Origin of the sequence: Rhabdaerophilum sp. SD176 (assembly GCF_030143245.1) — a bacterium.
Lineage (GTDB): Bacteria > Pseudomonadota > Alphaproteobacteria > Rhizobiales > Beijerinckiaceae > Rhabdaerophilum.
In genome coordinates this window covers 408013-430531 of sequence record NZ_JARJNS010000005.1, presented here as the reverse complement: position 1 = coordinate 430531, position 22519 = coordinate 408013, and the positions used below count along the sequence as shown (strand labels likewise).

Annotated in this window: 22 protein-coding genes; 5 read left to right on the top strand and 17 right to left on the bottom strand. The window is 66.3% G+C overall.

The window, feature by feature from the left end; all coding sequences use genetic code 11:
• Positions 1 to 2 precede the first annotated feature (2 nt).
• From bchJ to P0652_RS14270, 5 genes are all read right to left on the bottom strand, one after another.
• Positions 3 to 599, bottom strand: coding sequence for a bacteriochlorophyll 4-vinyl reductase (gene bchJ, locus P0652_RS14290; protein ID WP_284179495.1), 597 nt, complete (start codon positions 597 to 599; stop codon positions 3 to 5).
• Positions 583 to 2232, bottom strand: coding sequence for a magnesium-protoporphyrin IX monomethyl ester anaerobic oxidative cyclase (bchE, locus tag P0652_RS14285; protein ID WP_284179494.1), 1650 nt, complete (start codon positions 2230 to 2232; stop codon positions 583 to 585). Before bchE ends, bchJ begins: the two co-directional genes overlap by 17 nt.
• A 76-nt stretch (positions 2233 to 2308) precedes the next feature.
• Positions 2309 to 2878: a histidine phosphatase family protein gene (locus tag P0652_RS14280; protein ID WP_284179493.1), complete on the bottom strand. Its 570-nt coding sequence runs from the start codon at positions 2876 to 2878 to the stop codon at positions 2309 to 2311.
• Positions 2868 to 3551, bottom strand: a complete 684-nt coding sequence (locus P0652_RS14275; RefSeq protein ID WP_284179492.1) for a formylglycine-generating enzyme family protein — start codon at positions 3549 to 3551, stop codon at positions 2868 to 2870. The genes P0652_RS14280 and P0652_RS14275 overlap by 11 nt, the downstream gene beginning before the upstream one ends.
• Positions 3548 to 4039 carry a DUF3429 domain-containing protein gene (locus P0652_RS14270; protein WP_284179491.1) on the bottom strand — a complete coding sequence of 164 codons (492 nt, stop codon included), beginning with the start codon at positions 4037 to 4039 and terminating at the stop codon, positions 3548 to 3550. The genes P0652_RS14275 and P0652_RS14270 overlap by 4 nt, the downstream gene beginning before the upstream one ends.
• 362 nt (positions 4040 to 4401) lie before the next feature.
• Between P0652_RS14270 and P0652_RS14265 the strand changes: the two genes are divergently transcribed.
• The 5 genes from P0652_RS14265 to P0652_RS14245 all read left to right on the top strand — a co-directional run bounded on the left by P0652_RS14265 (position 4402) and on the right by P0652_RS14245 (position 10655).
• Entirely contained in the window at positions 4402 to 5175 is a 774-nt protein-coding gene (locus tag P0652_RS14265; RefSeq protein ID WP_284179490.1) for a ferredoxin--NADP reductase, read from the top strand.
• Positions 5176 to 5211: 36 nt separating this feature from the next.
• Positions 5212 to 5604: a thiol-disulfide oxidoreductase DCC family protein gene (locus P0652_RS14260; protein ID WP_284179489.1), complete on the top strand. Its 393-nt coding sequence runs from the start codon at positions 5212 to 5214 to the stop codon at positions 5602 to 5604.
• A gap of 136 nt (positions 5605 to 5740) precedes the next feature.
• Positions 5741 to 7900, top strand: coding sequence for a GumC family protein (locus P0652_RS14255; RefSeq protein ID WP_284179488.1), 2160 nt, complete (start codon positions 5741 to 5743; stop codon positions 7898 to 7900).
• A complete protein-coding gene (locus P0652_RS14250; protein ID WP_284179487.1) occupies positions 7900 to 9213 on the top strand; it encodes a VpsF family polysaccharide biosynthesis protein in 1314 nt (437 codons plus the stop codon). Before P0652_RS14255 ends, P0652_RS14250 begins: the two co-directional genes overlap by 1 nt.
• Complete coding sequence (locus P0652_RS14245; protein WP_284179486.1) at positions 9207 to 10655, top strand: oligosaccharide flippase family protein; 1449 nt, start codon at positions 9207 to 9209, stop codon at positions 10653 to 10655. The genes P0652_RS14250 and P0652_RS14245 overlap by 7 nt, the downstream gene beginning before the upstream one ends.
• 24 nt (positions 10656 to 10679) lie before the next feature.
• Here the strand turns inward: P0652_RS14245 and P0652_RS14240 are convergent, their stop codons facing one another.
• The 12 genes from P0652_RS14240 to ccoO all read right to left on the bottom strand — a co-directional run bounded on the left by P0652_RS14240 (position 10680) and on the right by ccoO (position 22518).
• Entirely contained in the window at positions 10680 to 12041 is a 1362-nt protein-coding gene (locus P0652_RS14240) for a type III PLP-dependent enzyme (protein ID WP_284179485.1), read from the bottom strand.
• Complete coding sequence (locus P0652_RS14235; protein ID WP_284179484.1) at positions 12038 to 13552, bottom strand: AMP-binding protein; 1515 nt, start codon at positions 13550 to 13552, stop codon at positions 12038 to 12040. The genes P0652_RS14240 and P0652_RS14235 overlap by 4 nt, the downstream gene beginning before the upstream one ends.
• A 6-nt stretch (positions 13553 to 13558) precedes the next feature.
• A complete protein-coding gene (locus P0652_RS14230) occupies positions 13559 to 13852 on the bottom strand; it encodes an acyl carrier protein (protein WP_284179483.1) in 294 nt (97 codons plus the stop codon).
• Positions 13853 to 13864: 12 nt separating this feature from the next.
• On the bottom strand, positions 13865 to 14704 hold the full coding sequence (locus tag P0652_RS14225; protein ID WP_284179482.1) for a hypothetical protein: 840 nt from the start codon (positions 14702 to 14704) through the stop codon (positions 13865 to 13867).
• Between the two features lie 222 nt (positions 14705 to 14926).
• Complete coding sequence (hemN, locus tag P0652_RS14220) at positions 14927 to 16285, bottom strand: oxygen-independent coproporphyrinogen III oxidase (RefSeq protein WP_284179481.1); 1359 nt, start codon at positions 16283 to 16285, stop codon at positions 14927 to 14929.
• Positions 16282 to 16455: a cbb3-type cytochrome oxidase assembly protein CcoS gene (gene ccoS / locus P0652_RS14215; protein WP_284179480.1), complete on the bottom strand. Its 174-nt coding sequence runs from the start codon at positions 16453 to 16455 to the stop codon at positions 16282 to 16284. The genes hemN and ccoS overlap by 4 nt, the downstream gene beginning before the upstream one ends.
• Positions 16452 to 18674: a heavy metal translocating P-type ATPase gene (locus tag P0652_RS14210; RefSeq protein ID WP_284179479.1), complete on the bottom strand. Its 2223-nt coding sequence runs from the start codon at positions 18672 to 18674 to the stop codon at positions 16452 to 16454. Before P0652_RS14210 ends, ccoS begins: the two co-directional genes overlap by 4 nt.
• 1 nt (position 18675) lies before the next feature.
• Positions 18676 to 19206: a FixH family protein gene (locus P0652_RS14205; RefSeq protein ID WP_284179478.1), complete on the bottom strand. Its 531-nt coding sequence runs from the start codon at positions 19204 to 19206 to the stop codon at positions 18676 to 18678.
• 36 nt (positions 19207 to 19242) lie between these two features.
• On the bottom strand, positions 19243 to 20691 hold the full coding sequence (ccoG, locus tag P0652_RS14200; protein ID WP_284179477.1) for a cytochrome c oxidase accessory protein CcoG: 1449 nt from the start codon (positions 20689 to 20691) through the stop codon (positions 19243 to 19245).
• Positions 20688 to 21563, bottom strand: a complete 876-nt coding sequence (gene ccoP / locus P0652_RS14195; RefSeq protein WP_284179564.1) for a cytochrome-c oxidase, cbb3-type subunit III — start codon at positions 21561 to 21563, stop codon at positions 20688 to 20690. Before ccoP ends, ccoG begins: the two co-directional genes overlap by 4 nt.
• 21 nt (positions 21564 to 21584) lie before the next feature.
• On the bottom strand, positions 21585 to 21740 hold the full coding sequence (locus P0652_RS14190) for a cbb3-type cytochrome c oxidase subunit 3 (protein ID WP_284179476.1): 156 nt from the start codon (positions 21738 to 21740) through the stop codon (positions 21585 to 21587).
• A gap of 10 nt (positions 21741 to 21750) precedes the next feature.
• Positions 21751 to 22518, bottom strand: coding sequence for a cytochrome-c oxidase, cbb3-type subunit II (gene ccoO, locus P0652_RS14185; RefSeq protein WP_284179475.1), 768 nt, complete (start codon positions 22516 to 22518; stop codon positions 21751 to 21753).
• Position 22519 lies beyond the last annotated feature (1 nt).

Sequence of the window (22519 nt, the reverse complement as noted above, 5' to 3'; positions counted from 1 at the left end):
CCTCAGAGGCCGAAACCGGGCCCGAGCACGGAAAAGGCCGTACCGGCGGGCGCAGGCCCGGCCGGGTTCTTGCCGACAACGCGGCAGGAAGGGCTGACGAGATGGCGAAACAACGTCTCGAACACCGCCCGGTGCCAGGGATCGCCCGGGGCCACGGCCAGCGGATTGGCCATCACCGCGAGATCGAGCCGCCCGTCCAGCCGGTAACGGAAGGCCCCCGTGCCGCAGAAGGTCCAGGCATGGCGGGCAATGGCCCGGACGAGAAGCCGCGCGGCAAGGCGGGCCGGCAGGCGGGGCAGCAACCAGCGCGCGAAGGCCGGGATGCGATAGGCGAGAATATAGGCACCTGTCCGGTAGCCGGCCTCTTCAAGCAGGCTAGCCGCCTGGCGGGCCGGCAGGGCGCGGACCACGGCGGCATGGACATCCCGCACGGCCGCTTCCGGCACCATGGCCGAAGGTGGCTCGTCCCACCATCCGGCCTGGCCGGCGGCCTCGAACAGCGCCCGGCCGCGCGCGGCTCCGATCGCCTCCGCGAGCACATCGCGGAGCTGGATCACGGCATTGGGGCCGATCCGGCCGGGATCAATGGTGCGGGCCATGGGGTGCCGATTCCTCCATCTGGCGCGTGCCGCCGCCACAGGCCAGAACCGGCTCGCGCTCGGCATCGAGCTGGGCCCTGACGGCCTTCTTGCGTTCCTGCGCGCGCTGGCGGCGATCCTGGACGGCGACCCAGTCTTCCATCTGTGCCGGCGCGATCTGCCGGCTGTCATCGAAGTGGAAATCCACCGTCTTCTTCGTCTGCGGCCCCCAATAGCCCACCTTGCCGAGATCATAGAAGGTGCGCTGCACGCCGGCGCGCAGGAAAGCCTTCAGGCAGCCGAGCAGGTATTTCCGCCGGAAGCCCGTGCCGCGCCAAGGGTAATGGAACAGGGCCTTCTTCATGTAGAAGCGGCGGTAATTCTTCATCACGCCGTCGAGCAATTCGCCGCGCTCCATCGCATCCGGCTTCATGATCGGCGTGACGAAATTGTATTTCGAGAAGTCGAAGACCTCGACCTTGTCGCCCAGTTCCTGGAAAAGCGGCGTGAAGGGCCAGGGCGTGTACATCGACCAGTTGGCTAGGTCGGGCTGCCAGTCCCAGGCCATCTGGTAGGTCTCTTCCAGCGTGTCCGCCGTCTCGTTGTCGAGCCCGACGATGAACTGCGCCTCGGTGAAGATATCGGCCTCGCGCAGGAGGCGGATCGCCTCCTTGTTCTGGTTGACCTTGGTTTCCTTGTTGAACCGGTCCAGCTTGAGCTGCGCCGCCGCCTCGGTGCCGAGGCTGACATGGACGAGACCCGCCTTGCGCCAGAGCGGCAGCAGATCCTTGTCGCGCATGATATCGGTGACGCGGGTATTGATGCCCCATTTCACCCGGTCGGGCAGGCCGCGCGCGATCAGCTCCTCGCAGAATTCGGTGAACTTCTTCTTGTTGATGGTGGGTTCCTCGTCGGCGAGGATGAAGAAGCCGACCTGATGGTCATTCACCAGCCGCTCGATCTCGTCGACCACGGCTTTCGGCTCCCGGATGCGGTAGTCGCGCCAGAATTTCCATTGCGAGCAGAAGGAACAGGTGAAGGGGCAGCCGCGCGCCATATTCGGGATCGCGACGCGGACGCCCAGCGGGACATAGATGTATTTCTCCCATTCCAGCAGCGACCAGTCCGGATTGATGCCCTCCAGATCCTTCACCGTCGGTGCGGCCGGGGTGGCGACAATGCTTTCTCCATCGTTGAAGGCGAGGCCGGCGATCTGCGCCCGGCTTTCCAGCCAGCGCCCCTCGGCCACGGCCTGCACGAGATTGCGGAAGATCTCCTCGCCCTCGCCCCGGACGATCACGTCGACCCAGGGTGCTTCCGACAGGACCTGCTTGTACATGAAAGTCGCATGGACACCGCCGAGCACGCGCAGCGCATCCGGGCAGACATCCCGGGCGATTTCCAGCACGCGTTCGGCCATGTAGATCGACGGGGTGATCGAGGTAACGCCGATCACATCGGGCCGGAACTCGCGCATCCGCGTCGCGAGGGTCTCGTCATCCAGATGATTGGTCATGGCATCGACGAACACGATGTCCTGAAAGCCTGCCGCTCGCAGGGAGCCGGCCAGATAGGCGACCCAGGCCGGCGGCCAGTTTCCGGCAATTTCCGCACCGCCGGAATGATAATTCGGATGGATGAGCATCACCCGCATGTGTCCAGCCTCCCTGACATTTAACGCTCAGGCTAGGAAGGTGAGTGTCAGGCGTCTTTGACACACATCAACCCGGTCAGGGCTGGATGCGGCCGATGATGCGGATCTCCCCGTTCTCGATGCGGAGGACAACGCCCTCGCCGGACCGGGGCACGATACCGGTCAGGGCCGTGATGTTGACCTGATGCGTCGCCACGACGAGCGCGCCCGGCCCCTGCCAGCGCTCGAGGATCCGGCGGGCGGCCGCCGTGGCGGCATCGCGGCGTTCGCGCGCCTCGAAGAACGAGTCGAAGGCCGGCTCGCCTTCCACCCGGCCGGGAAAGGCGAGCGCAGCCGTATCCTGCGCCCGGCACCAGCGGGAGGCAAGGACGCGGCCCACGGCAATGCCGCGGCTCCGGAAGGCTTCGCCGATCCGCCTCGCCTGCTCACGGCCAGCGTCATCGAGGTTGCGCTGGGTAGCACAATCGCCGAGTCGGAAGTCTCGCGGATCCCCCGTTCCCGGCGCATTGGAATGGCGGAAGAGCACGATGGCCCCGCCGGCCAGAGCCTGCCAGGCCGGGCTTTCCGCGGCGGGCGCAGGATGATGGCCAGCCAGGGCACCAGCAAAGATCAGAAGGAAAGCGAAGAGCCCCGCCCTAGCCGCCATAGGCGCACCGGAAGCCGATATAGAGCACGGTGAAGCTGGCCGCCTTCCATTGCGTGCCCTCGGCGCGGGATTGTTCCGGGCCATACCACCAGGAACCGCCGGCGGTGAGCGCCTCGTCGCCGCGTCTATCCGCCAGCCATTCCCAGACATTGGCGCCCATATCGTGAAGGCCATTGACGCCGCGCTTCGTGGTACCGACCACCACATGATGGCGGCGATTGTTGTTCATGCCCTCGGGAGAATCGCCCACGGCATAGCGATAGGTTCGGCCGGTCTCGAACCCGTCGGTCGGGGTGGACCGCGTTTCGGTGAAGGCGGCGCGGCGCCATTCGGCAAGCGTTGGCAGGCGGCCCCCGCGATCGGCGCAGAAGGCGCGGGCTTCGTCCCACGACACATGGGTGACAGGCTCGGCATCGGCGGCCGGCCGGCCTTGCGGATGCGACCAGATCCAGCCCGGGCGCTGCACCCAGCCCCCGGCATATTCGAAGCTGCCGCCTTCGCGTTCTGCCGCAGTCGGGACGCCTCGCCGCGCGAGATAAGCCCGGAACGCGCCGACCGTCACTTCCGTGCGGTCAATCTCGAATGCATCGATGCGGTTGCGCGTGGGTTCTTCGGCGGCAGCCGCGAGCGTGCCGAGCAGGATCAGCGCGGAGGCCAGAGCCGAACGGATCATGGCATCACGCCGCCATGCACGGCCCCGGCCAGCATGGCAAGGGCAGCGAGGAGGGAGAGGCGGAGCCGCAGGGCGCCGTACCATCCCGGCGCCCGCCCCTCGGCCACGAGGCGCCGGTCGATCCAGAGCACGCCGACAAGACCGGCCGCGACAGCGAGATGGCCCACGCGCCCCCCGGCAAGCAAAGCTCCCCAGCCAAGCAATTGGGGCAAGACGCCGAGGATGAAGAGGGGGGCATTGCGGCCGAGATCGGCCTCGTTGCGTGTATCGGCGATGGCGAAACCCCAGACGATGCCGCCGAGGAAGGAGAGGATCGTGGCGCCATAGGCCAGCAAGGCCAGTAGCGCAGGCGCCTGGCTCGCAGCCGGACCGAACCATGCGAGGGCCGCCAGCCCGAAAAAGGGGAGAAGTCCTGCAAGGCCCAGCCTTTCGGCCCAAAGCGGGGTGCGCATGCCCTGCGGATCCGCCGCGAAGAATGTCCTTTCCATCTCGATGGTTCTCCCCCGTTTTCCTGGCGGCCCTGTTTCCTGACCGCGACGTTCCGACCCGGCGAATGATCCTGATTCTGGGGCGCGCGCGCCGCTTGGCCAGAGGGCGTGACATCGTGGCGGGGGAGTCGACCGGAACCAGCCGCAGACATTGCGTTCTCCCGTTCCGGACATCCGCGAAGGTGGTCTTCTCTCCAGCGATCAGCCGGCGCGGGAATCTGTCTTTTTTGTCCGCGAGGGCTGACAAGGCGCGGCCATTCCGGGTATTGGCTGGCGTACGGATTTGATCCAGGTCGAAGTCAGGCGAGGCGGCCGATGCTAGATCCAGCCGTCATTTGCCAGTTCAAGGGCCCGAGACACCGATGAGTGCCTTCAACACCGAAACCGTGACCCATGTCCATCACTGGACCGACCGGCTCTTTTCCTTCCGCACCACGCGCAACCCGGCCTTCCGCTACGAGAACGGCCAGTTCGTGATGATCGGCCTGCCGGTGGACGGCAAGCCGCTGCTCCGGGCCTACAGCGTCGTCAGCCCGAATTACGAGGAAGAACTGGAATTCCTGTCAATCAAGGTGCCGGACGGCCCGCTGACCTCGCGGCTCCAGCATATCAAGGTCGGCGAGGAGATCATTGTCGGCCGGAAGGCGACGGGCACGCTGCTCGCCAACAACCTCCTTCCGGGGCGCAACCTCTACCTGATCGGCACCGGCACCGGGCTTGCCCCGTTCATGAGCCTGATCCGCGACCCGGATGTCTACGAGCGTTTCGCAAAGGTCGTGCTTGTCCATGGCGTGCGCGAAGTGGCCGAACTCGCCTATGCCGAGCAGATCGAACGCGAGATGCCGAACCACGAATTGCTGGGCGAGCAGATTGCCGGCCAGCTGATCTATTACCCCACCGTCACGCGGGAGCCCTTCCGCAACCGTGGCCGCATCACCGATCTGGTGGAAACCGGCCGAATCTTTTCCGATATCGGGCTGCCCGCCTGGGATCCGGCGCAGGACCGCGTGATGCTGTGCGGCAGCCCGCAGATGCTGGCTGACATGGTGGCCTTGCTCGAAAAAGGCGGCTTCAGCGAGGGCAACAGCTCGAAGCCCGGCTCCTACGTGATCGAAAAGGCCTTCGTCGAGAAATAGGCGCATCCCCCCCCCGCCGATCCGGTCGGGTTGGCCATGCGTAAACCCGGTATGGCTTCGTCTTCCGACATTACCCCGCAAGGGCCTGACCTGACCGTCTGGTATGATGGCGCCTGCCCGCTCTGCCGGCGCGAAATTGCGGCCATGCGCCGGCTGGACCGGCGGCAGGCCATCCACTTCGTCGATCTTGCCGATCCGGAGAGCGCATGCCCGCTCGACCGAGCGGTGCTGCTGGCGCGCTTCCACGCGCAGGAACGCGGGCGCGAACCGGTTTCCGGAGCGGCAGCCTTCGCGGCGATGTGGCGCAGCATCCCGCTTTTGCGGCCCCTCGGGCTACTGGCCCGGATTCCCGCCTTTCTCTGGCTGCTGGAAAAGGCCTATCTCGGCTTCCTCGGCTTCCGACCGCGCCTCCAGGCGTGGCTGCGCTGACGGGTTCTCGCCCAAGCCCGTCATTTCCCGAACATGGTGAACGCTTCGTAAAGAATCGTCTGGCAAGGTCGAACGCGGATTCGCGCTGTGACCAGCTGCGCGACCGGTGCCAAGTCGTGTCTCGAGGATCGGGTGGATGTTGCGGAAACTGGGAGCTGACGCGCGGAGGCCGAACGCCGCTCCAGCCCAGCCGGCGGGCGTTCCGGCCCGGCCAGCCCGCAGCGTGCGCCCGGGCTGGCTGAGCCGGCCTGCGGCCGCGCCGGCCCGGGCCGAAACAGGCGAGATCCCTGTCGGTATCGCGGAATTCGGCGCGATCCTGCGCCGCCGCTGGATGACAATTGCCGCTTCGACGGCGCTGATGACCGGCCTGGGTTTCGCCTATCTCATGGTGACGAAGCCGCAATTCACCGCCTCGACGATGATCTTCGTCGACCCCCGGAACCGGGCCAGCTTCCAGATCGAGGGCACGGGTGTCGGCGGGTCCTTCGACCCCAACCTCGTCGACAGCCAGATCGTCCTGATCGAATCCGATACGGTGCTGCAGCGTGTGATCAGCGCCGAGAAACTCAATGAGGATCCCGACTTTTCCCGCGGGCCTGGTGACGTGCAGTTCAACACCCTGCGCAACCTGAAAGAAGCGGTGAAGGTCAAACGGCCGGACCGCACCTATGTGGTGGAGGTTCAGGTCCGGGCCGGAAGCGGCGAGAAGGCGGCGCGGATCGCGAATGCCATTGCCAAAGCCTATGTGAATGATGGCCGGGATTCGAAGAACGAGACCGCGCAGCGCGAGGAGAGCTGGCTCGATACCCATCTCCTTGAGCTGCAGGGCCGGCTGAAGGAAGCCGAAGCCCGGGTCGAGGCCTACAAGGTCGAGAACCGGATCCTCGGCGTCGAGGGCCGCCTCGTGGGGGAACAGCAGCTCAGCGAGCTCAATCGCGGCATTGTCGATGCGCAGCGCAAGGCGGCGGAAGCCAAGGCCAGTCTCGACCAGGTGGAGGCGATCCGCCGCTCGGGCCGCCTGCCCGACACAACGAATGACGCGCTGCGTTCCGGTGTGATCGAGCGGCTGCGGGGCCAGCTCTCCGAGATCCTGCGGCTGGAAGCGAATGCCCGCTCGACCCTCGGGCCGCGGCACCCCGCCTTTGCGGAAATCCGCGAGCAGGTGGTCGAGACACGCCGGCAGATCAACGAGGAACTCGGGCGAATCGCCGATGGCGCGCGCTCGGCCTATACGGTGGCGCAGTCGAATGTGACTGCTCTCCAGCGCCAGCTCGATTCGTTGAAGAGCGATGCGACCAACACCAACAAGACGCTGCTGCGCCTTCGTGAACTCGAACGTGCGGTGGATGCCCAAAAGGCCGTCTACGAGAAATTCCTGCGCGACAAGGAACAGATCGCCCGGCTCTCGGTGGATACGCCGGCGGGCCGCATCATCGCGCCCGCTCTGGCCCCGCAACGTCCGTCGGCACCGAACAAGGCGCTGATTCTCGCCTTGGCCATGGTCGCCGGGCTCTTTGCCGGCATCGGCCTCGCGCTGGTGCTGGAAACCCTCTCCCAGGGCGGCCAGAGGCGGCGGTCTCCGTCAGTAGCGCCCGGATCGCGGGCCCAGGCAGCCAATCCCGTGCCGGACGACCCCGACGCGCCCTTGATGGCGATGCTGCCTCCGCGTGAGCCTACAGGCCAAGGCGGACGCAGCCTGCGGCACCCCGGCCGGGGGCAGGGCCAGTCGCCGATCGCCGCACCCGGATCGGCCTATGCCGAGGAAATGGGGCTCCTCGCCGAGGATATTCTGGCGCGCCTCGACCGGCAGCCTGTCACGACGCTCATGGTCTCCGGGATCGGGCGCGGCAACGCCTCGCCGGTCCTGGCCATCAACCTTGCAATTGCCCTCGCCGAGCGCGGGGAAGCGGTTCTGCTCGTCGACGGGCGGGGGAGCGCCGACGGGCTTGCCGTCCGGCTTCCCCTCGCGCGGCGAGGTGTACCAGCCCGGCTGCATGGGCAGATGCGCACCGCCTTCCCGATTGCCGGGCTGGACAATCTCCCCGTCCATGTCCTGCCTTTCGGCGAGTCCGGCGCCGCGCCGCCTTCGAAAAACGCTGTCGATGCGCATGGCATCGTCGTCATCGACGGACCGCCGGCAGGCTCGCGAGCGCTGTCGCAGATCGATCTCGCCCGCCATGTCGACGGCGTGATCGCGGTCCTGCCGGCCGGCCAGCAGCCGGATGCCGGCACGGCGGCAACCTGTGACCGGGCCTTCGGGCCGTCGCTGATCGGCGTGGTCGGGCAGGCGGCGTGATGCGCGCCTGGCCAGCCTCGCCGACGCCCCGGACCGACCGGCTGATCCATGGCCTGGGGATCGGGATCATCACGCTGCTGCTGATGCTCTCGCCGATGGCGCTGAACGGCCTTGGCTGGAACTATGACGGGCTCGGCGGCGCGGGGCCAACCCGGTTCCACCCGTCCATGTATCTGACGCTGATCACCTTCATCGTGATCGCGCTGCGCGACGGGAACCCGCTGGCCAGCGTGATCTCGGCCTTCGCGCACGATGCCCGGATCACCCTGTTCCTGCTGATCTGGCTCGTCGTCTTCTGGCATGGCGTCGCCAATCAGGGGCTACCCGCGGCAGGCCTGATCGACACCTATCTGATGCCGATGCTGCTCCTGCTGATCTTCCGCCGCCTGGAAATTGCCACCAAGGCCTGGATGGTGATGGTGATCCACGGCGTTTTCGCCGCCAATGCCGTTCTGGGTATCGGTGAAGTGGTGACGGGCCTCCGGCTGGCGCCTTTCGTTGCCGGCGGCATCGCCATCACCGATGACTGGCGCGCCACCGCCCTGCTCGGTCACCCGCTCAAGAATGCGCTGATGACCAGCTGCTATGTCATGTTCCTGGTGATGGGCGGCGGGCAGGAGGTGCAAGGGCGATGGCGGAAGGCGACCCTCGCCCTGCAATGCGCTGCAATGGTGGCCTTCGGCGGGCGTGTCTCGCTTGTCCTCCTGATTCTGTTCCTCCTTGCCGCGATGGGGCTGAGAATTGTGCGGTTTCTCGCCGGCGCCCGCGTCGATCTGCGCTTTCTGACGCTGCTGGCCGTCCTGCTGCCGGTCGGGATTGCTGCGCTGGGCATGGCTTTCGACATGGGTGTTTTCGACCGCCTGATCCTGCGATTTGTCGATGACAATGACAGCGCGAATGCCCGCGTGAAAATGTTCGAGCTGTTCCACGGCTTCACGCTGGAGGAGATCCTGTTCGGGCCGCAGCAGGACCAACTCGGATATCTCGTGCGGGTCTACCGGCTGGAATTCGGGATCGAGAGCGTCTGGGTCGCCTTTACGCTCTATTATGGGTTCCTGCCCATGGTGCTGTTCTTCTCCGGCTTCTTCCTGTTCATGACGTCGGTGATGAGCCATTGCCAGAAGCGGGGCTGGGTCGTGGTGGGGTATTTCTTCATTGTCAACACGACCTTCCTCGGCATTGCCGGCAAGTCGCTCGGGGTCTCGATCCTGTCCCTGATGCTGATGCTGCTGGTTCCGCGGCAGGGATCCTACGCGGAACGTCTCCCGAGGCAGGCCGCCTCCTACCCCCGCGAGGCACGCCCGGCATGCTGATCCGCCAGACCCTGGCCTATTTTCCCGCGCAGATCCTCAGCCCGCTGACGCAATTCGCGACGGCGATCATCCTGACGCATTACCTCGCGGCGGCCGATTACGGCCTGACGATGCTGATCTTTGCCAGCCAGGAACTGATCTTCCAGATCTGCCTGTCGTGGTGGACAACCTATTTCCTGCGTTATGCCGGCCAGTTCGGTGCCGACGGTGACCGGCGGGATCTTGCCGGTACGGAATCGGCGATCATCCTCGCCACGGCCGGCTTGCAGGTTGTCGCCACGCTGATCCTCGTGGCGGTGAGCGCAACGAAACCCTCGCCGGCCTTCATTGTTGGCGCCTGCCTCTATGTGGTCAGCCGGAGCTATCTCACCTTCCTCAGCGAGAAGACGCGCCGCGAGGCACGAATTCTCGACTATTCGCTGCTCCAGATCGGCGCCCCCCTGGCCAGCCTTCTGCTGACCCTGCTGCTGATGGGATGGCTCGGTGCCAATCCGGCCCGGGTGCTCCTCGATTTCGCGCTGATGCACGGCGTCATCGCGTTCCTCGTCGCCCTGAGGATGGGGGCGCTCGCACGGCCGGGGCGGATCGACCACGGCATTCTGAAGGCCGCCCTTTCCTTCGGCGTGCCGGTCGTCGTGTCGAACCTGTTCGGCTGGTTCGCGGCGCATGGGATCCGGTTCGTCGTGCAGTACGGGGCCGGATCAACCGCGCTTGGCCTGCTCTCGGTCGGATGGGGGCTGGCCATCCGGCTTGCGGCCATGGCGGCCATGGTTGTCACGGCCGCCGCCTATCCTCTTGCGGTCCGCGAGATGGATCGGGGCGACCCCGATGCAGCCCGCCGCCAGTTATCAACGAATTCCGCGCTGCTGCTCGGGCTCATCGCCCCCTCTACCGCCGGCGTCATCGCGATTGCCGATCCGTTCGTGACGCTCCTTGTTGCAACTGATTACCGGGCCGCAACGATCGACCTGCTCCCCTGGGCGCTGATCTGCGCAGCCATCCGCAACCTGCGCATGCATGGCTGGGACCAGATGTATCTTCTGTTCGAGGCCCCGCGGCCGATGGTGGTCCTTGAGGGCATCGAGGCGGTGCTGACCATCCTCGGTTCAGCCATCGGGCTGTTTTTCGGCGGTCTGACGGGCGCGGTCATCGGCGCCGCTCTCGCAGCCCTCGTTATCGCCCTGGCCGATTATGCCTATCTCAACCGGCGTTTTGGCCTGCATGCGCCGCTGGCCTTCTATGCGAAGATCGCCCTCGCCACGGCCATCATGTGGCTTGCGCTCAAGGCACTGCCGGGCGTCGGCCTGACAATGGCGGCGGATTGGTGGTCTATCCTCGCCGCCGTGGCCTTCGGCATGGCGGTCTACGGAGTGGCCATCCTCATCCTGTTCGGCGGGGATCTCGTCAGGGCCGTGCGTGCCTGGCGGCTGAGCCGAGCCTGAAGCTGCCCGCGTGCCGGGCAGGCTTCATTCCGCCGCAGCGGCCCAGAATGATCCTTCGCCCCGGGCATTGACCAGCGGGGCCTGGAACGTGCCGGCAGGCCGGATCACCTCGGACCTGCCGTTCTCGACCAGCACTTCCGCCGGCATCGGATGCGAGAGGAACCCGACCGGACTGGCGGAGAGGCCATAGGCGCCCGACTGGAGGACCGCCACGAGATCGCCCGCCGCAAGTTCCGGCAGGGCCGTCTGCCGGCCGAGCGTGTCCAGTGGCGTGCAGAGCGGCCCGACCAGTTGCGTGTCAGCCAGCAACGGCGCCGTCAGCCGGTCCGGCGCGACGATCGGATAATCCCGCTTGATCACCTGGCCGAGATTGCCGGATGCCGCGAGATGGTGATGCATGCCCCCATCGCTGATCAGGAAGCGCTGCCCGCGGGATTGTTTGACGGCCCGGAGGGCGCCGACATAGAGCCCTGCCGGACCGGCCAGCCATCGGCCGGGCTCCACCAGCAGCCGGGCTTCCCGAAGGCGCGGATCGGCCTCCAGAGCGGCGCGCAAAGCCGGCAGGCCGGACCGGATCGCGGCGAGATCCAGCGTGGCATCGCCCGCATGATAAGGAATGCCGAGGCCGCCGCCGAGGTCGATCGAGGTCAAGGCATGGCCGGCCAGCCCGGCGAGGCGCGCAGCCAGTTCAAGCCCGTAGCGCCACTGATCCAGCAGAACGCCGGCATCGAGGATCTGCGTTCCGGCGAAGAGATGGATGCCGGTGAGTTTCAGCGCTGGTTGTTGCTTCAGCGCGGCGACTGCCTCGGCCATCTGCTCCTCGTCAATCCCGAAGGCGGAGGGCTTGCCGCCCATGCGCATCGCCCCGCCCTGCGCCTGCGCGCCGGGATTGATGCGGAGCGAAACAGGCTGGATGCGCCCGAGCGCGGCGGCCCGAGTGCCGACAAGGGCAATATCGTCGAAGCCTTCGAGATGCACCTCGCCGATGCCGGCGGCGAGGACGAGATCGATCTCCTCGCGCCCCTTGCCCGGTCCGGCGAAGAGGACATGCTCCGGAGCGCAGCCGGCCTGACGCGCGAGAATGAACTCTGCGCCGGAGGCGATTTCAAGGCCAGCCCCTTCCTCGACAAGAACGCGGGCAATGCCGGGATTGGGGTTGGCCTTGATCGAGAAATAGACCGAGGCAAATCCTTCAAGCGTGGCGGCCAGCGCCCGGTAGCGGCGGCGGAGAATCGCCGCGTCATAGAGATAGAGGGGCGAGCCATAGCGCGAGACGAGGCTGCGGACCGGCAGCCCCCCGATCTCGAGCCCGTCGGTTCCCGCCCTGAAATTCTCGGCAATGAGAGCCGCCGCAAGAGGCGGAACCGTGAGAGAGAGATCGTTCATGCCGCCCGCTCCGCAACCAGCCGCTTGTAATCCACCTTGCCATTCGGCGTGACCGGCAATTCGGGGACAAGCTCGATCCTCGCCGGAACCATGTGCGGGGGCAGCCGTTCGGCGACCTGCTTCAGGACAGCGTCGGTATCGACCCCATCCTGCTGGCCGACGGCAACCGCATGGAGGCGCTGGCCGAGCCATTCATCCGGCACGCCGATCGCGGCGACCTGCCGGAACGCGCCCGAGAGCATCAGCGCATCCTCGACCTCGGTCGGGCTGATCCGGTAGCCGGCTGATTTGATCATCGCGTCCTGCCGGCCCACGAAATAGAGAAACCCGTCCTCGTCCTCATAAACAAGGTCGCCGGACCAGCAGACAATCTCGCCGCCTTCGACGGGCTCACGCAGCGGGTTCGGGCGGAGGACGCGCGCGGTCTCATCCGGGCGGCGCCAATAGCCGAGCGAGACGGTGGGACCGCGATGGACAAGGATTCCCGGTTCGCCGGGCCGGGCGCGACGGCCATCCGCCGTCAGCGGGAAAACCTCGCATTCAGGGATGGCCCGTCCGATCGAGGTCGGCCGGCGATCCACCTCGGAGGGCGGAAGAAAAGTCGAGCGGAAGGCCTCTGTCAGCCCGTACATCAGGAAGATGCGCGTTTCCGGGAGAATCTCCCGCAGCCGTCGCACCGTCGCTTCCGGAACGGCACCGCCGGAATTCGTGATGTAGCGCAGATGCGGCAGGCTGGTCCGGGCGAGGCTCGGCGCCGCCTTGGTCAGGATGGCCCAGATCGTGGGCACGCCCGCCAGGCCGGTAATCTCGTGCCGGGCCAGCTCCCGGACGATCTGGTCACCCATCTGGAAGGTGAACAGCACGATCGTGGCGCCCTGCTCCACCACCGTCAGCAGCTGGTTCAGGCCATAATCGAAGCTGAAGGGCAGGATCGAGAGGATCCGGTCCTCCCCGGTGATCGACAGGTACGTCCGGACGATCCGGGTGCCGGCGATCAGGTTGGAATGACTCAGCATGACGCCCTTGGGCGCGCCGGTCGAACCGGACGTGTAGAGAATGGCCGCGAGATCCTGACCGATATTGCGGGCGGCCGGCAGCGGCGCCTGCGCGGGCGCTTCGGCGGCGGGATCGAGAACGGCGAGATCCGGGATGTTCTCGAAGGCCTCGGCCAGCGTCTCGCGCTGCTTCGGCCCGGCGATCAGCACCCGTGCGCCGCTATCAACCAGGATATGCCGGATCTGCTGTGGCTTGAGCACGGGGTTGATCGGGACGAACACCGTATCGGCCCGGCTTGCGGCAAAGATGGCCGCGCATTCCTCCAGGCATTTGGGCAGCAGGATCGCAACGCGATCGCCACGTCCGGCGCCCGCGGCGCGGATCGCCGCGGCCAGCCGTTCGACCTCGGCGGCAAACTGCCGGAACGACCAGTGCCGATCGCCATCGATGATAGCCGGGCGTCCGGCATCGGGCTTCGGCAGATCCAGAAGCTGGTGCAGGAGGACTGCGCTCATGGCGGATCAGCCCTTTCGCCGGCGGATGAACGCCATGAGCGCGCCGACCGTCTCGAAATTGTCGAGGGTGAAATCGTCATCCGCGATCTCGATGCCCAGTTCCTCGCCGAGGAAGGACATCAGCTGCAGGATTCCGAGGGAATCGAGGATCCCCGAGGAAAGAAGGGGCGTGTCATCCTTCAGGTCCAGCGCCTTGGCGGCCGGAGACAATTGCCGGAGGAAGCCGCCCAGCAGGGCGCGATCGGCGTCGATGGACTCGGCCGGAACAACCGGTGTGTCAATCTGGGAAGCTGCAAGCATAAAATTGTCTCCCTAGAGATCAAGAAGGCACAATTCGGACCCGAGATGATCGGTCCGGTCGTCGAAGGTCTCTCCCTTGGCAAACCAGAGGCCACGCCGGCGGAGCGCAAGGGGATGAGGCACGCCTGCCCGGACATCGCACTGGACAACGAGAATCCCCCGGGCGAGCAGATGGCGGGCGAGGGCCGGCCAGGCGGCCGGCAGGGCAGCATGGCTGCCGATGAAGATCGAGAACGCTGCGGGCAGGGACCGGTAGCGGAACGGCCGGAAAACACAGAGATGGCGGGCCGCACCCTGTTCAATCACCAGGGAAATGAAGCCGCGATCCCGGTTGCGGGCGATGAGTTCCGGCGGCGGCACGGCCCCTTCGAGGCGGTCATCCGGCTGCCAGGCGCGCACCCGCACATCCCCGCCGGGCCGAAGGGCGAGCAGGGGCGTCAGCTGAAGGCCGATTCCCGGATTGACCGGGCGGAAGCCGAAGGCCGGAAGCATGGCCTGGACCTCCGGCGTCGGTGTCAGGTCCGTAAAGACCGGACCGGGATCACGGAACACGGCGCGCAACATGAGCGGCGCCTTCCAGCGGAAATCCGGGCGGAGATACCAGCTCGATACATTGACAACAATCCGTCCCTCCGGACCGCCGCGCGGCGAGGCCGGCGTGAGGAGGATGCCAACGGGCTGTTCCTTCTCGAGCCAGAAAAAGCCCGGCGGATAGCCGGCAAGCGCATTGCCCGGCCAATCGAGGATCTGCTGCAGGCTGCGCTGCCAGAAGGCCTGGCCCCGTTCGGGAAAGCCTTCATCGAGCAGGGAAACGGCTTCGGCGGCACGCGCGGGCGTGATCGGCGTCAGCATGACGCCTCCCCTCTGGCCGGCCGGCTGCCGATGGAGCTCCCCCCACCTGACCGTCGATCGGTCACCCTGCCCATCCCTCACCTCTCCTGCCGGCGGACGTTCCGCCATGCGACGATCTAGAGCGGGCAAGGAAAAGAAATCGTGGACAAGACCGCATATGCGGAAAATTGTCCGCATCAGCGTTGAAAATCCGTTTCCCCGATAACGGGAAATTTCGGCTTTCTACACCGCCAGCGAGTGGCCGCCGGGCCGCTGCGCGAGATAGGCATCGAATTCCGCGGCGAGCAGGCGGGTGAAGGGGCGTCCCTCCTCCGTGATCGCGAAGCCATCAGCCGTCGCCTCGACGAAGCCGTCGCGATCCTCCCGGACAATCCGGTCCGCCACGGCAATCAGCGCCTCGGCCTCCTGCGCGCCATCGCCGAGGCAATGCGCGGCCGAGAAGCGCAGGTCGCACATCAGCCTTTCGATGACGCGGGCGCGGCGCCGATCCTCGTCGGTGAGCGCGCGGCCGCGTATGGCGGCGAGATGCCCGGTTTCGACCTCGCGCTGGTAACGCGCCATGGCCGGTTCGTTCTGGACATAGCCCTGCGGCAGGGCCGAGATGGCCGAGGCGCCAAGCCCGATCAGCACATCGGCCGGATCATCCGTGTAGCCCTGGAAATTCCGGCGGAGACGGCCGGCACGCTGCGCCACGGCAAGGGAATCGCCCGGCAGGGCGAAATGGTCGATGCCGATCGCCTGGTAGCCTGCAGCCTGGATGCGCTGGCCGGCCGCGAGGGCATGGGCATGACGGTCAACCACGCCGGGCAGGTCGGATTCGAGGATCATCGCCTGATGGCGCTTGACCCAGGGCACATGGGCATAGCCGAACAGGGCCAGCCGGTCCGGGCGGAAATCCATCACCGAATCGAGCGTGGATTCGAGCTGGGCGAGACCCTGCTTCGGCAGGCCATAGACGGCATCGATATTGAGCGAACGGATGCCCCCGGCGCGGAAGCGGTCGATCACCGCCCGGGTTTCGTCGACAGACTGGAACCGGTTGATCGCTGCCTGCACGGCAGGATCAAAATCCTGCACGCCGATGCTGACCCGGCTGAGACCCCGTTCCAGCAGGGCCTTGATGCGCCCGTCATCCATGCCACGGGGGTCGACCTCGACCGCGAAATCACAATCCGCAGCCAGCGAGAACCGATCGGCTACATGGTCGGCCAGCCGGCGGATATCATCCGGTGCGAGGATGGTCGGCGAGCCGCCGCCCCAGTGGATATGCGTAACCCGCGTGCTGGCCGGCAGGATCTGGGTGACGAGATCGATCTCGCGGCGAAGCGCGACGAGATAGGTCTCGATCGGGGCATATTGCCGGGTGATCTTGGTGTGGCAGCCGCAGAACCAGCAGAGCGTGTCGCAATAGGGAATATGCAGGTAGAGCGAGAGCGTTGCGTTCTCCGGCACGTCCAGCAGCCAGCGCTGGTAGGTCCGCCCCGTCACATCAGGCGTGAAATGCGGCGCGGTGGGGTAGCTGGTGTAGCGTGGCACCGCCCGGGAGGCATGACGCATCACGGTATCGGGGGAGAGGGTCATCGGCCATCCTCCGAACGCGGGCGGGGTGTGGTGTCGTCATCCATCAGCGCGCGCCAGGCGGCACCGTCGAGATCTTCGTATTGGCGGTTCGAGAGCGACCAGAGAAAGGCCGCGAGGCCAAGGCCCCCGAGTGCCAGGGCCAGGGGAATGAGGATCAGCAGGATGTTCATGGGCGTTCTCCCGGGCCGTCTCCGGAGATGCGCCCGGCGCGGAGCGCGTTCAGCGTGACGATGATCGACGAACCCGACATGGCCAAGGCGGCCACCAGCGGCGTGGCGTAGCCAAGAATGGCCACTGGCACCGCGATGAGGTTGTAGAGCACCGAGATCCATAGATTTTCGAGCATCAGCCAGCGCGCCTTGCGGGCGATGCGGATGGCCGGGACAATCGCGCCGAGACGCTGCCCGACCAGCAGGAAATCCGCCTGGGTCTGGGCAAGCTGGCTCGCGGAGGCCGGCGCGATCGAGGCATGGCCTGCCGCCAATGCAGGCGCATCATTGAGCCCGTCGCCGACCATGAGCGGCCGGGCGCCGAAGCGCTTCATCTGCTCGAGCCAGGTGACCTTGTCGCCCGGGAGGGCACCGCCGCGCCAATTGGCGATGCCGAGATCGCGCGCTGCCTCGGCAACGGCGCGGGGCCGGTCACCGGAGATGATCTCCGCCGGCAGCTTCATGGCACCGAGGGCGGCGACGGTGGTCTCGGCATCCTCGCGGTAGGGCTGGCGGATGGCAAAGAGCGCAAGGCGTTCGCCATGGCGGAAGGCGACAATGGAAGCGCCGGGGAACCTGGCGGCCAGTGCCTCGGCTTCCGGCATGGCCTCGCAGAAGGCCGGGCTGCCAAGCCGGACGACCTGGCCAGCATGGCAGGCCTTGACGCCTTCGCCCGGGACTTCCCGCGCGGTGGAGAGCGGCTTCGCACTCGGGTCCTGCACGGCAATGGCCGCGGCCAGCGGGTGGCGGCTCGTCAGCGCGAGCCTCGCGGCCAGCATGACATCCTCGGCGGGGATTTCCGCCCGGTTCGCGATATCCGCAGCCGGAAGGGTGAGCGTGCCGGTCTTGTCGAATACGACACGGTCGATTTCGGCCAGCCGTTCGATTGCATCGCCGGACTGGATGAGAATGCCGTTGCGGAACATCGCGCCCGCCGCGACAACCTGCACAGCCGGGACGGCAAGGCCGAGCGCGCAGGGGCAGGTGATGATCAGCACGGTGATGGCGATCATCAGCGCATCATGCCAGCCGATCCCCATCATCATCCAGCCGAGGAAGGTGAGCAGGGCCACCGAATGGACGAGGGGCGGGTAGAGACGGGCCGCGCGATCGGCAAGCCGGATATAGGCGCCCTTGGTCTGGGCGGCCTGCGCGAGGAGCCGCTCGACGCCGGCCAGCAACGTGCCTTCCTGCGACTTGAGCACGCGGACAACGAGGGCACCGCCGAGATTCTGCGTCCCGGCATAGACTTCATCGCCGGGCTGGACGGCCCGGTGCGCGGTCTCGCCCGTCACGAGGCTCTGGTCGATATCGGAGCGGCCATCCTCGATCCGGCCATCGGCCGCCACGCGGTCACCAATCCGGACAAGGATGACGTCACCCGGTTCGATCATATCGATCGGGACATCACGCCAGGTGCCGTCCGGCAGGCGCTTGGTGGCATGCTCGGCCCGGAGCGCCGCAAGATTGGCCGCCACAAGCTGCGTGCGGCGCTGCATGACCTGATCCAGTGTCCGGCCGATCAGCAGGAAGAAAAGCAGCATGACCACGCCGTCGAAATAGGCATGCTCGCCATGACGCAGCACCTCGAAGACCGACATGGCCAGAGCAAGGCAGATCCCGAGCGTGATCGGCACGTCCATGTTGACGCGGCGGCGCTTGAGCGCGCCGATGGCGCTCTCGTAGAAGGGGCGGCCGGAATAGGCGGCGGTCGGCAGGGCGATCAGCGCCGAGAGCCAGTGGAACAGATCGCGCGTGGTCGGATCGAGCCCGGTCTCGTGGCCCGACCAGACAGCCACCGAAAGCAGCATCACATTCATCGAGGCGAAGGCTGCCACCCCAAGGCAGCGGAGCAGGCGGCGCATTTCCTGCGCCTTGCTGTCTTCCGAATGCCGGGGCGAGAAGGGATAGGCCTTGAAGCCCAGTTCGTCGAGCCGACGCAGGATCCGGGCGGGATCAGCCTCGCGCCGCTCGAATGTCACATGGAGGCGCTTGGCGCCGAGATTGACGCGTGCGCCGACAACGCCGGGCTCGCGGGAGATGGCTCGCTCGATCGTCGCCATGCAGGCCGCACACTTGATCCCCTCGACGGCGAGATCGAGACTGGCGAAGGCCTCATCCGGCGAGAGACGGAGAAACTGGCGCAGGTCGGCGGCAGGCGTGGCGAGATCGGTGGCCATGTCAGGAGCCCAGCTCGACACGGTTGCGCGAAGTGTAGAGCGGGAGATTGTCGGCCGGGTCCTCGATGGTCAGGATCAGCGACCATTGGCCCGCAGCGATGCCGGGCAGCGCGCCGGAATAGCGGCCACGGCCGGTCTCGCTGAGCGTCGTTTCGCGATCGAGCTGGCGGCTGGCCGGATGGGCGAAGCGCACCTTGACGCGCTGGCCGGAAACGGGTCGGAGGTCGCGGTCGATGAGCGAGAGAGCGAGTTCGAGGGCATTGCCCTTGCGGTCGAGCCGGATCTCGGTCTTCCAGCCGCGGCGATCCTGCTCGGCGGCCGCAGCCAGCTCGGCATTGTAGCGCTGGCTGACATCATAGCCGTTGCGGGCATCCAGACCCGGCATGGTCTGCAGCGCCTGCCGCATCATGTAGCCGTTGACGCCAGCCACAATGCCGAAAAAGGCGATGAAAATCACCAGAACATGACGACCCGTCAGCCGGAAGGGCTCACGGGCCGGAACTAGAGCGGGATCGGGCAGTTCAACGGGCATCGCCATACAACCGCAGCAGCACATGCGGCCTCCCTGTCATGGAGCGAAGAAGTTGTCCTTCACACTTGCACTCTCCCCGAAAGAGAGATCCGCCGCCTTGATCTGGATCATCTGCGAGGGCCCCTTGGCCTGTGGCTGCGGCATGGTGACGAACAGCCTGACATCGAGGGTCGAATCCGGCGGGATGACGACGATCGGGCGCCAGTCTGCCGTCTGCTGCGCGCCAACGACCTCCCAGGTCGTGCCCATCGGCGCGTCGAGGGTGATGGCAATCGGCCGTTCCTCCGAGCGCTTGTTGGCAATGCGGAGCGTATAGGCGTTGCGGATCGAGCCGTCCTTGAGGGTCGTGAAGAGCGGCGTGCGCTCATGCACCACCGACATGCCAAGAAAGGCGCGCGTGGCGAGCTGATACAGCATGGCACCGCCAACAAAGGCGATGATCGCCGCATAGAGCATCGTGCGCGGGCGGATGAGGCGAAGCGCGGGCGGAGTGGTGCCGCAGGCGCGGGCCTCGACGGCCTTGAGCGTGTCATAGCCGATCAGGCCGGTCGGCCGGCCGAGCTTGCCCATGACATCGTCGCAGGCATCGATGCAGAGGCCGCACTGGATGCAGCCAAGCTGCGTGCCCTCGCGGATATCGATCCCCGTCGGGCAGACGGCAATGCATTGCTTGCACTCGACGCAATCGCCCGCCGGCTGCCCGGCCGCCTTGAGCTGGGCGGCCTGCTTCACCGAGGCACGCGGTTCGCCGCGATCGAACTTGTAGGTGACATTCAGCGCGTCGGAATCGGTCAGGGCGGCCTGGATGCGCGGCCACGGGCACATGTAGAGGCAGACCTGCTCACGCATGTGACCGGCAAAGACATAGGTGGTTGCGGTCAGGATGCCGATCCAGAGATAGGCCGAGAAGGGTGCCTCGAAGGTCGCGAGGTCCTTCACGAGCGTCGGCGCATCGGAGAAATACAGCACCCAGGCGCCCCCGGTCCACCAGGCGATCATCAGCCAGATGAAATGCTTGGCGGCCTTGAGCCCGACCTTCGACGCGCTCCAGCTTTCGCCATCGAGCTTGATCCGGTCACGGCGATCACCCTCGATCAGGCGCTCGACCGCGAGGAAGAGATCGGTCCAGACCGTCTGCGGGCAGAGATAGCCGCACCAGATCCGTCCGGCGATCGCGTTCATCAGGAAGAGCACGATCGCCGCGAGGATGAGCAGGCCGGTGAGGTAATAAACCTCCTGCGGCCAGAGCTCGATGAAGAAGAAATAGAAGCGGCGCCGCTCGAAATCGACCAGAACGGCCTGATCCGGCAGCGCCGGGCCACGATCCCAGCGCACGAAGGGCAGGAAGTAGTAGACGCCCAGGCAGAAGGCGAGAAGGGCCCATTTGATCCGGCGGAACCGGCCCTTCACGCTCTGAGGATAGACCTTCTTCGCCGCAGCGTAGAGGGGGCCATCCTCATCGGGGATCGTGACATGCGAAGTCATTGGCCACCACCGAGCGAGTGGACATAGACCGTGAGCGCCTTGATCGTGACGGGATCGAGGCGGCTCGACCAGGCCGGCATGATGCCGGCACGGCCGTTATGGACCGACTCGATCATCGCTTCCCGGCTGGAACCGTAGAGCCAGATGGCATCCGTCAGATCGGGGGCGCCAACCTCGCGGTTGCCCTTGCCCGCCTCGCCATGGCAGGCGGCGCAGTTCGCGTCATAGACGGCCTTGCCGGCGGCCAGATCGGCGCCCTTGGCCGGCTCGAGCTTGGCCAGCGAGCGGACGAAATCCACGACCTGCTCGATCTCGTCCTTCTTCAGCATGCCCTGCCGGCCGAAGGCGAGCATCTCGCCCACGCGGGTATCGGCATTCTGCGTCCAGCGGATTCCATGCTGGATCGTGGTCTGGATATCCTTGAGCGCGCCGCCCCAGACCCAGTCATCGTCGGTCAGGTTCGGATAGCTCGGCGCGCCGGTTCCGCCCTGGCCATGGCACCCCACGCAATTCTCGGCGAAGGAAGCCTTGCCGCGGGCCAAGGCCACGCGGAGCAGGTCCGGGCTGGCCTTGATCTCTTCCAGGCTGGCGGTCTTGAGGCCGGCGGCCTGCTGGTCTCGGCGCTGCTCGAGCGCCTGAACTTCCACGGTGACGGCCGCGCGGCTGGAATAGCCGAAGAACCCTGTGGTGTGGCTGGAGATCAGCGGCCAGGCCGGATAGACCAGCCAGTAGCCGATCGACCAGAGGATCGTGACGTAGAACGTCCAGAGCCACCAGCGCGGCAGGGGGGTGTTGAGCTCGCGGATACCATCCCAGCTGTGGCCGGTCGTTGACTGGCCGGTCACGGCATCGAAATCGGGCTCGTGGGAAATGGGGGTCGGGTTGGTCATGGCTCACTCGTCTTTCAGAGGAATGGAAGCCGCGCGATCGAAGGTCTCGCGGTTGCGGGGCCACAGGGCGTAGGCGACAACCGCCAGAAACATCCCCATGAAATACAGGACCCCTACGGATTGGGCGATCGAGGCGAGGAGATGATACATCTGGGCCATATCATCCTCCTCAGCGCAGGTTGGCTTTGTTGTCGTACTGCTTGAAGTCGACGAGCGTGCCGAGCATCTGCAGGTAGGCAATCATCGCGTCCGCCTCGGTGATCCGCTGCGGATTGCCGTCAAAATCGCGGCTGGCCGCCTTCGGATAGCGCTTCTGGAAAGCATCGGCCTGGGGATGATCCGGGTCGACCTGCGCGCGGAGATCGGTCACCGCATTGGCGATCATCTCGTCCGAGTAGGGCACGCCGCTCATGCGGTTGACCCGCATCTCCTGGGCAATCCGGTTCACGTCGAGTTCCGTGGTCGCGAGGAACGGATAGCCCGGCATGATCGATTGCGGCACGAGGCTGCGGGGCGCGTTCAGGTGCTGGAGCTGCCAGGCATCGGAATACTTGCCGCCGACGCGGGCAAGGTCCGGCCCGGTGCGCTTGGAACCCCACTGGAACGGCTTGTCGTACATGCTCTCGGCCGCCAGCGAGAAATGGCCGTAGCGCTCGATCTCGTCCCGCAGCGGGCGGATCATCTGGCTATGGCAATTGTAGCAGCCCTCGCGGACATAGATGGCGCGCCCGGCGAGCTCGAGCGGGGTGTAGGGCCGCATGCCCTCCACCTTCTCGATCGTCGAACGCAGGTAGAAGAGCGGGGCGATCTCGACGAGTCCGCCGATCGAGACCACGATCAGGATGCCCAGGATGAGCAGGATCGAGTTGGTCTCGAAGATCTTGTGGCGTGCCCAGAGCGAGGGCTTGCCGGTGTGAGCTTGGGGAGATGTCGTCATG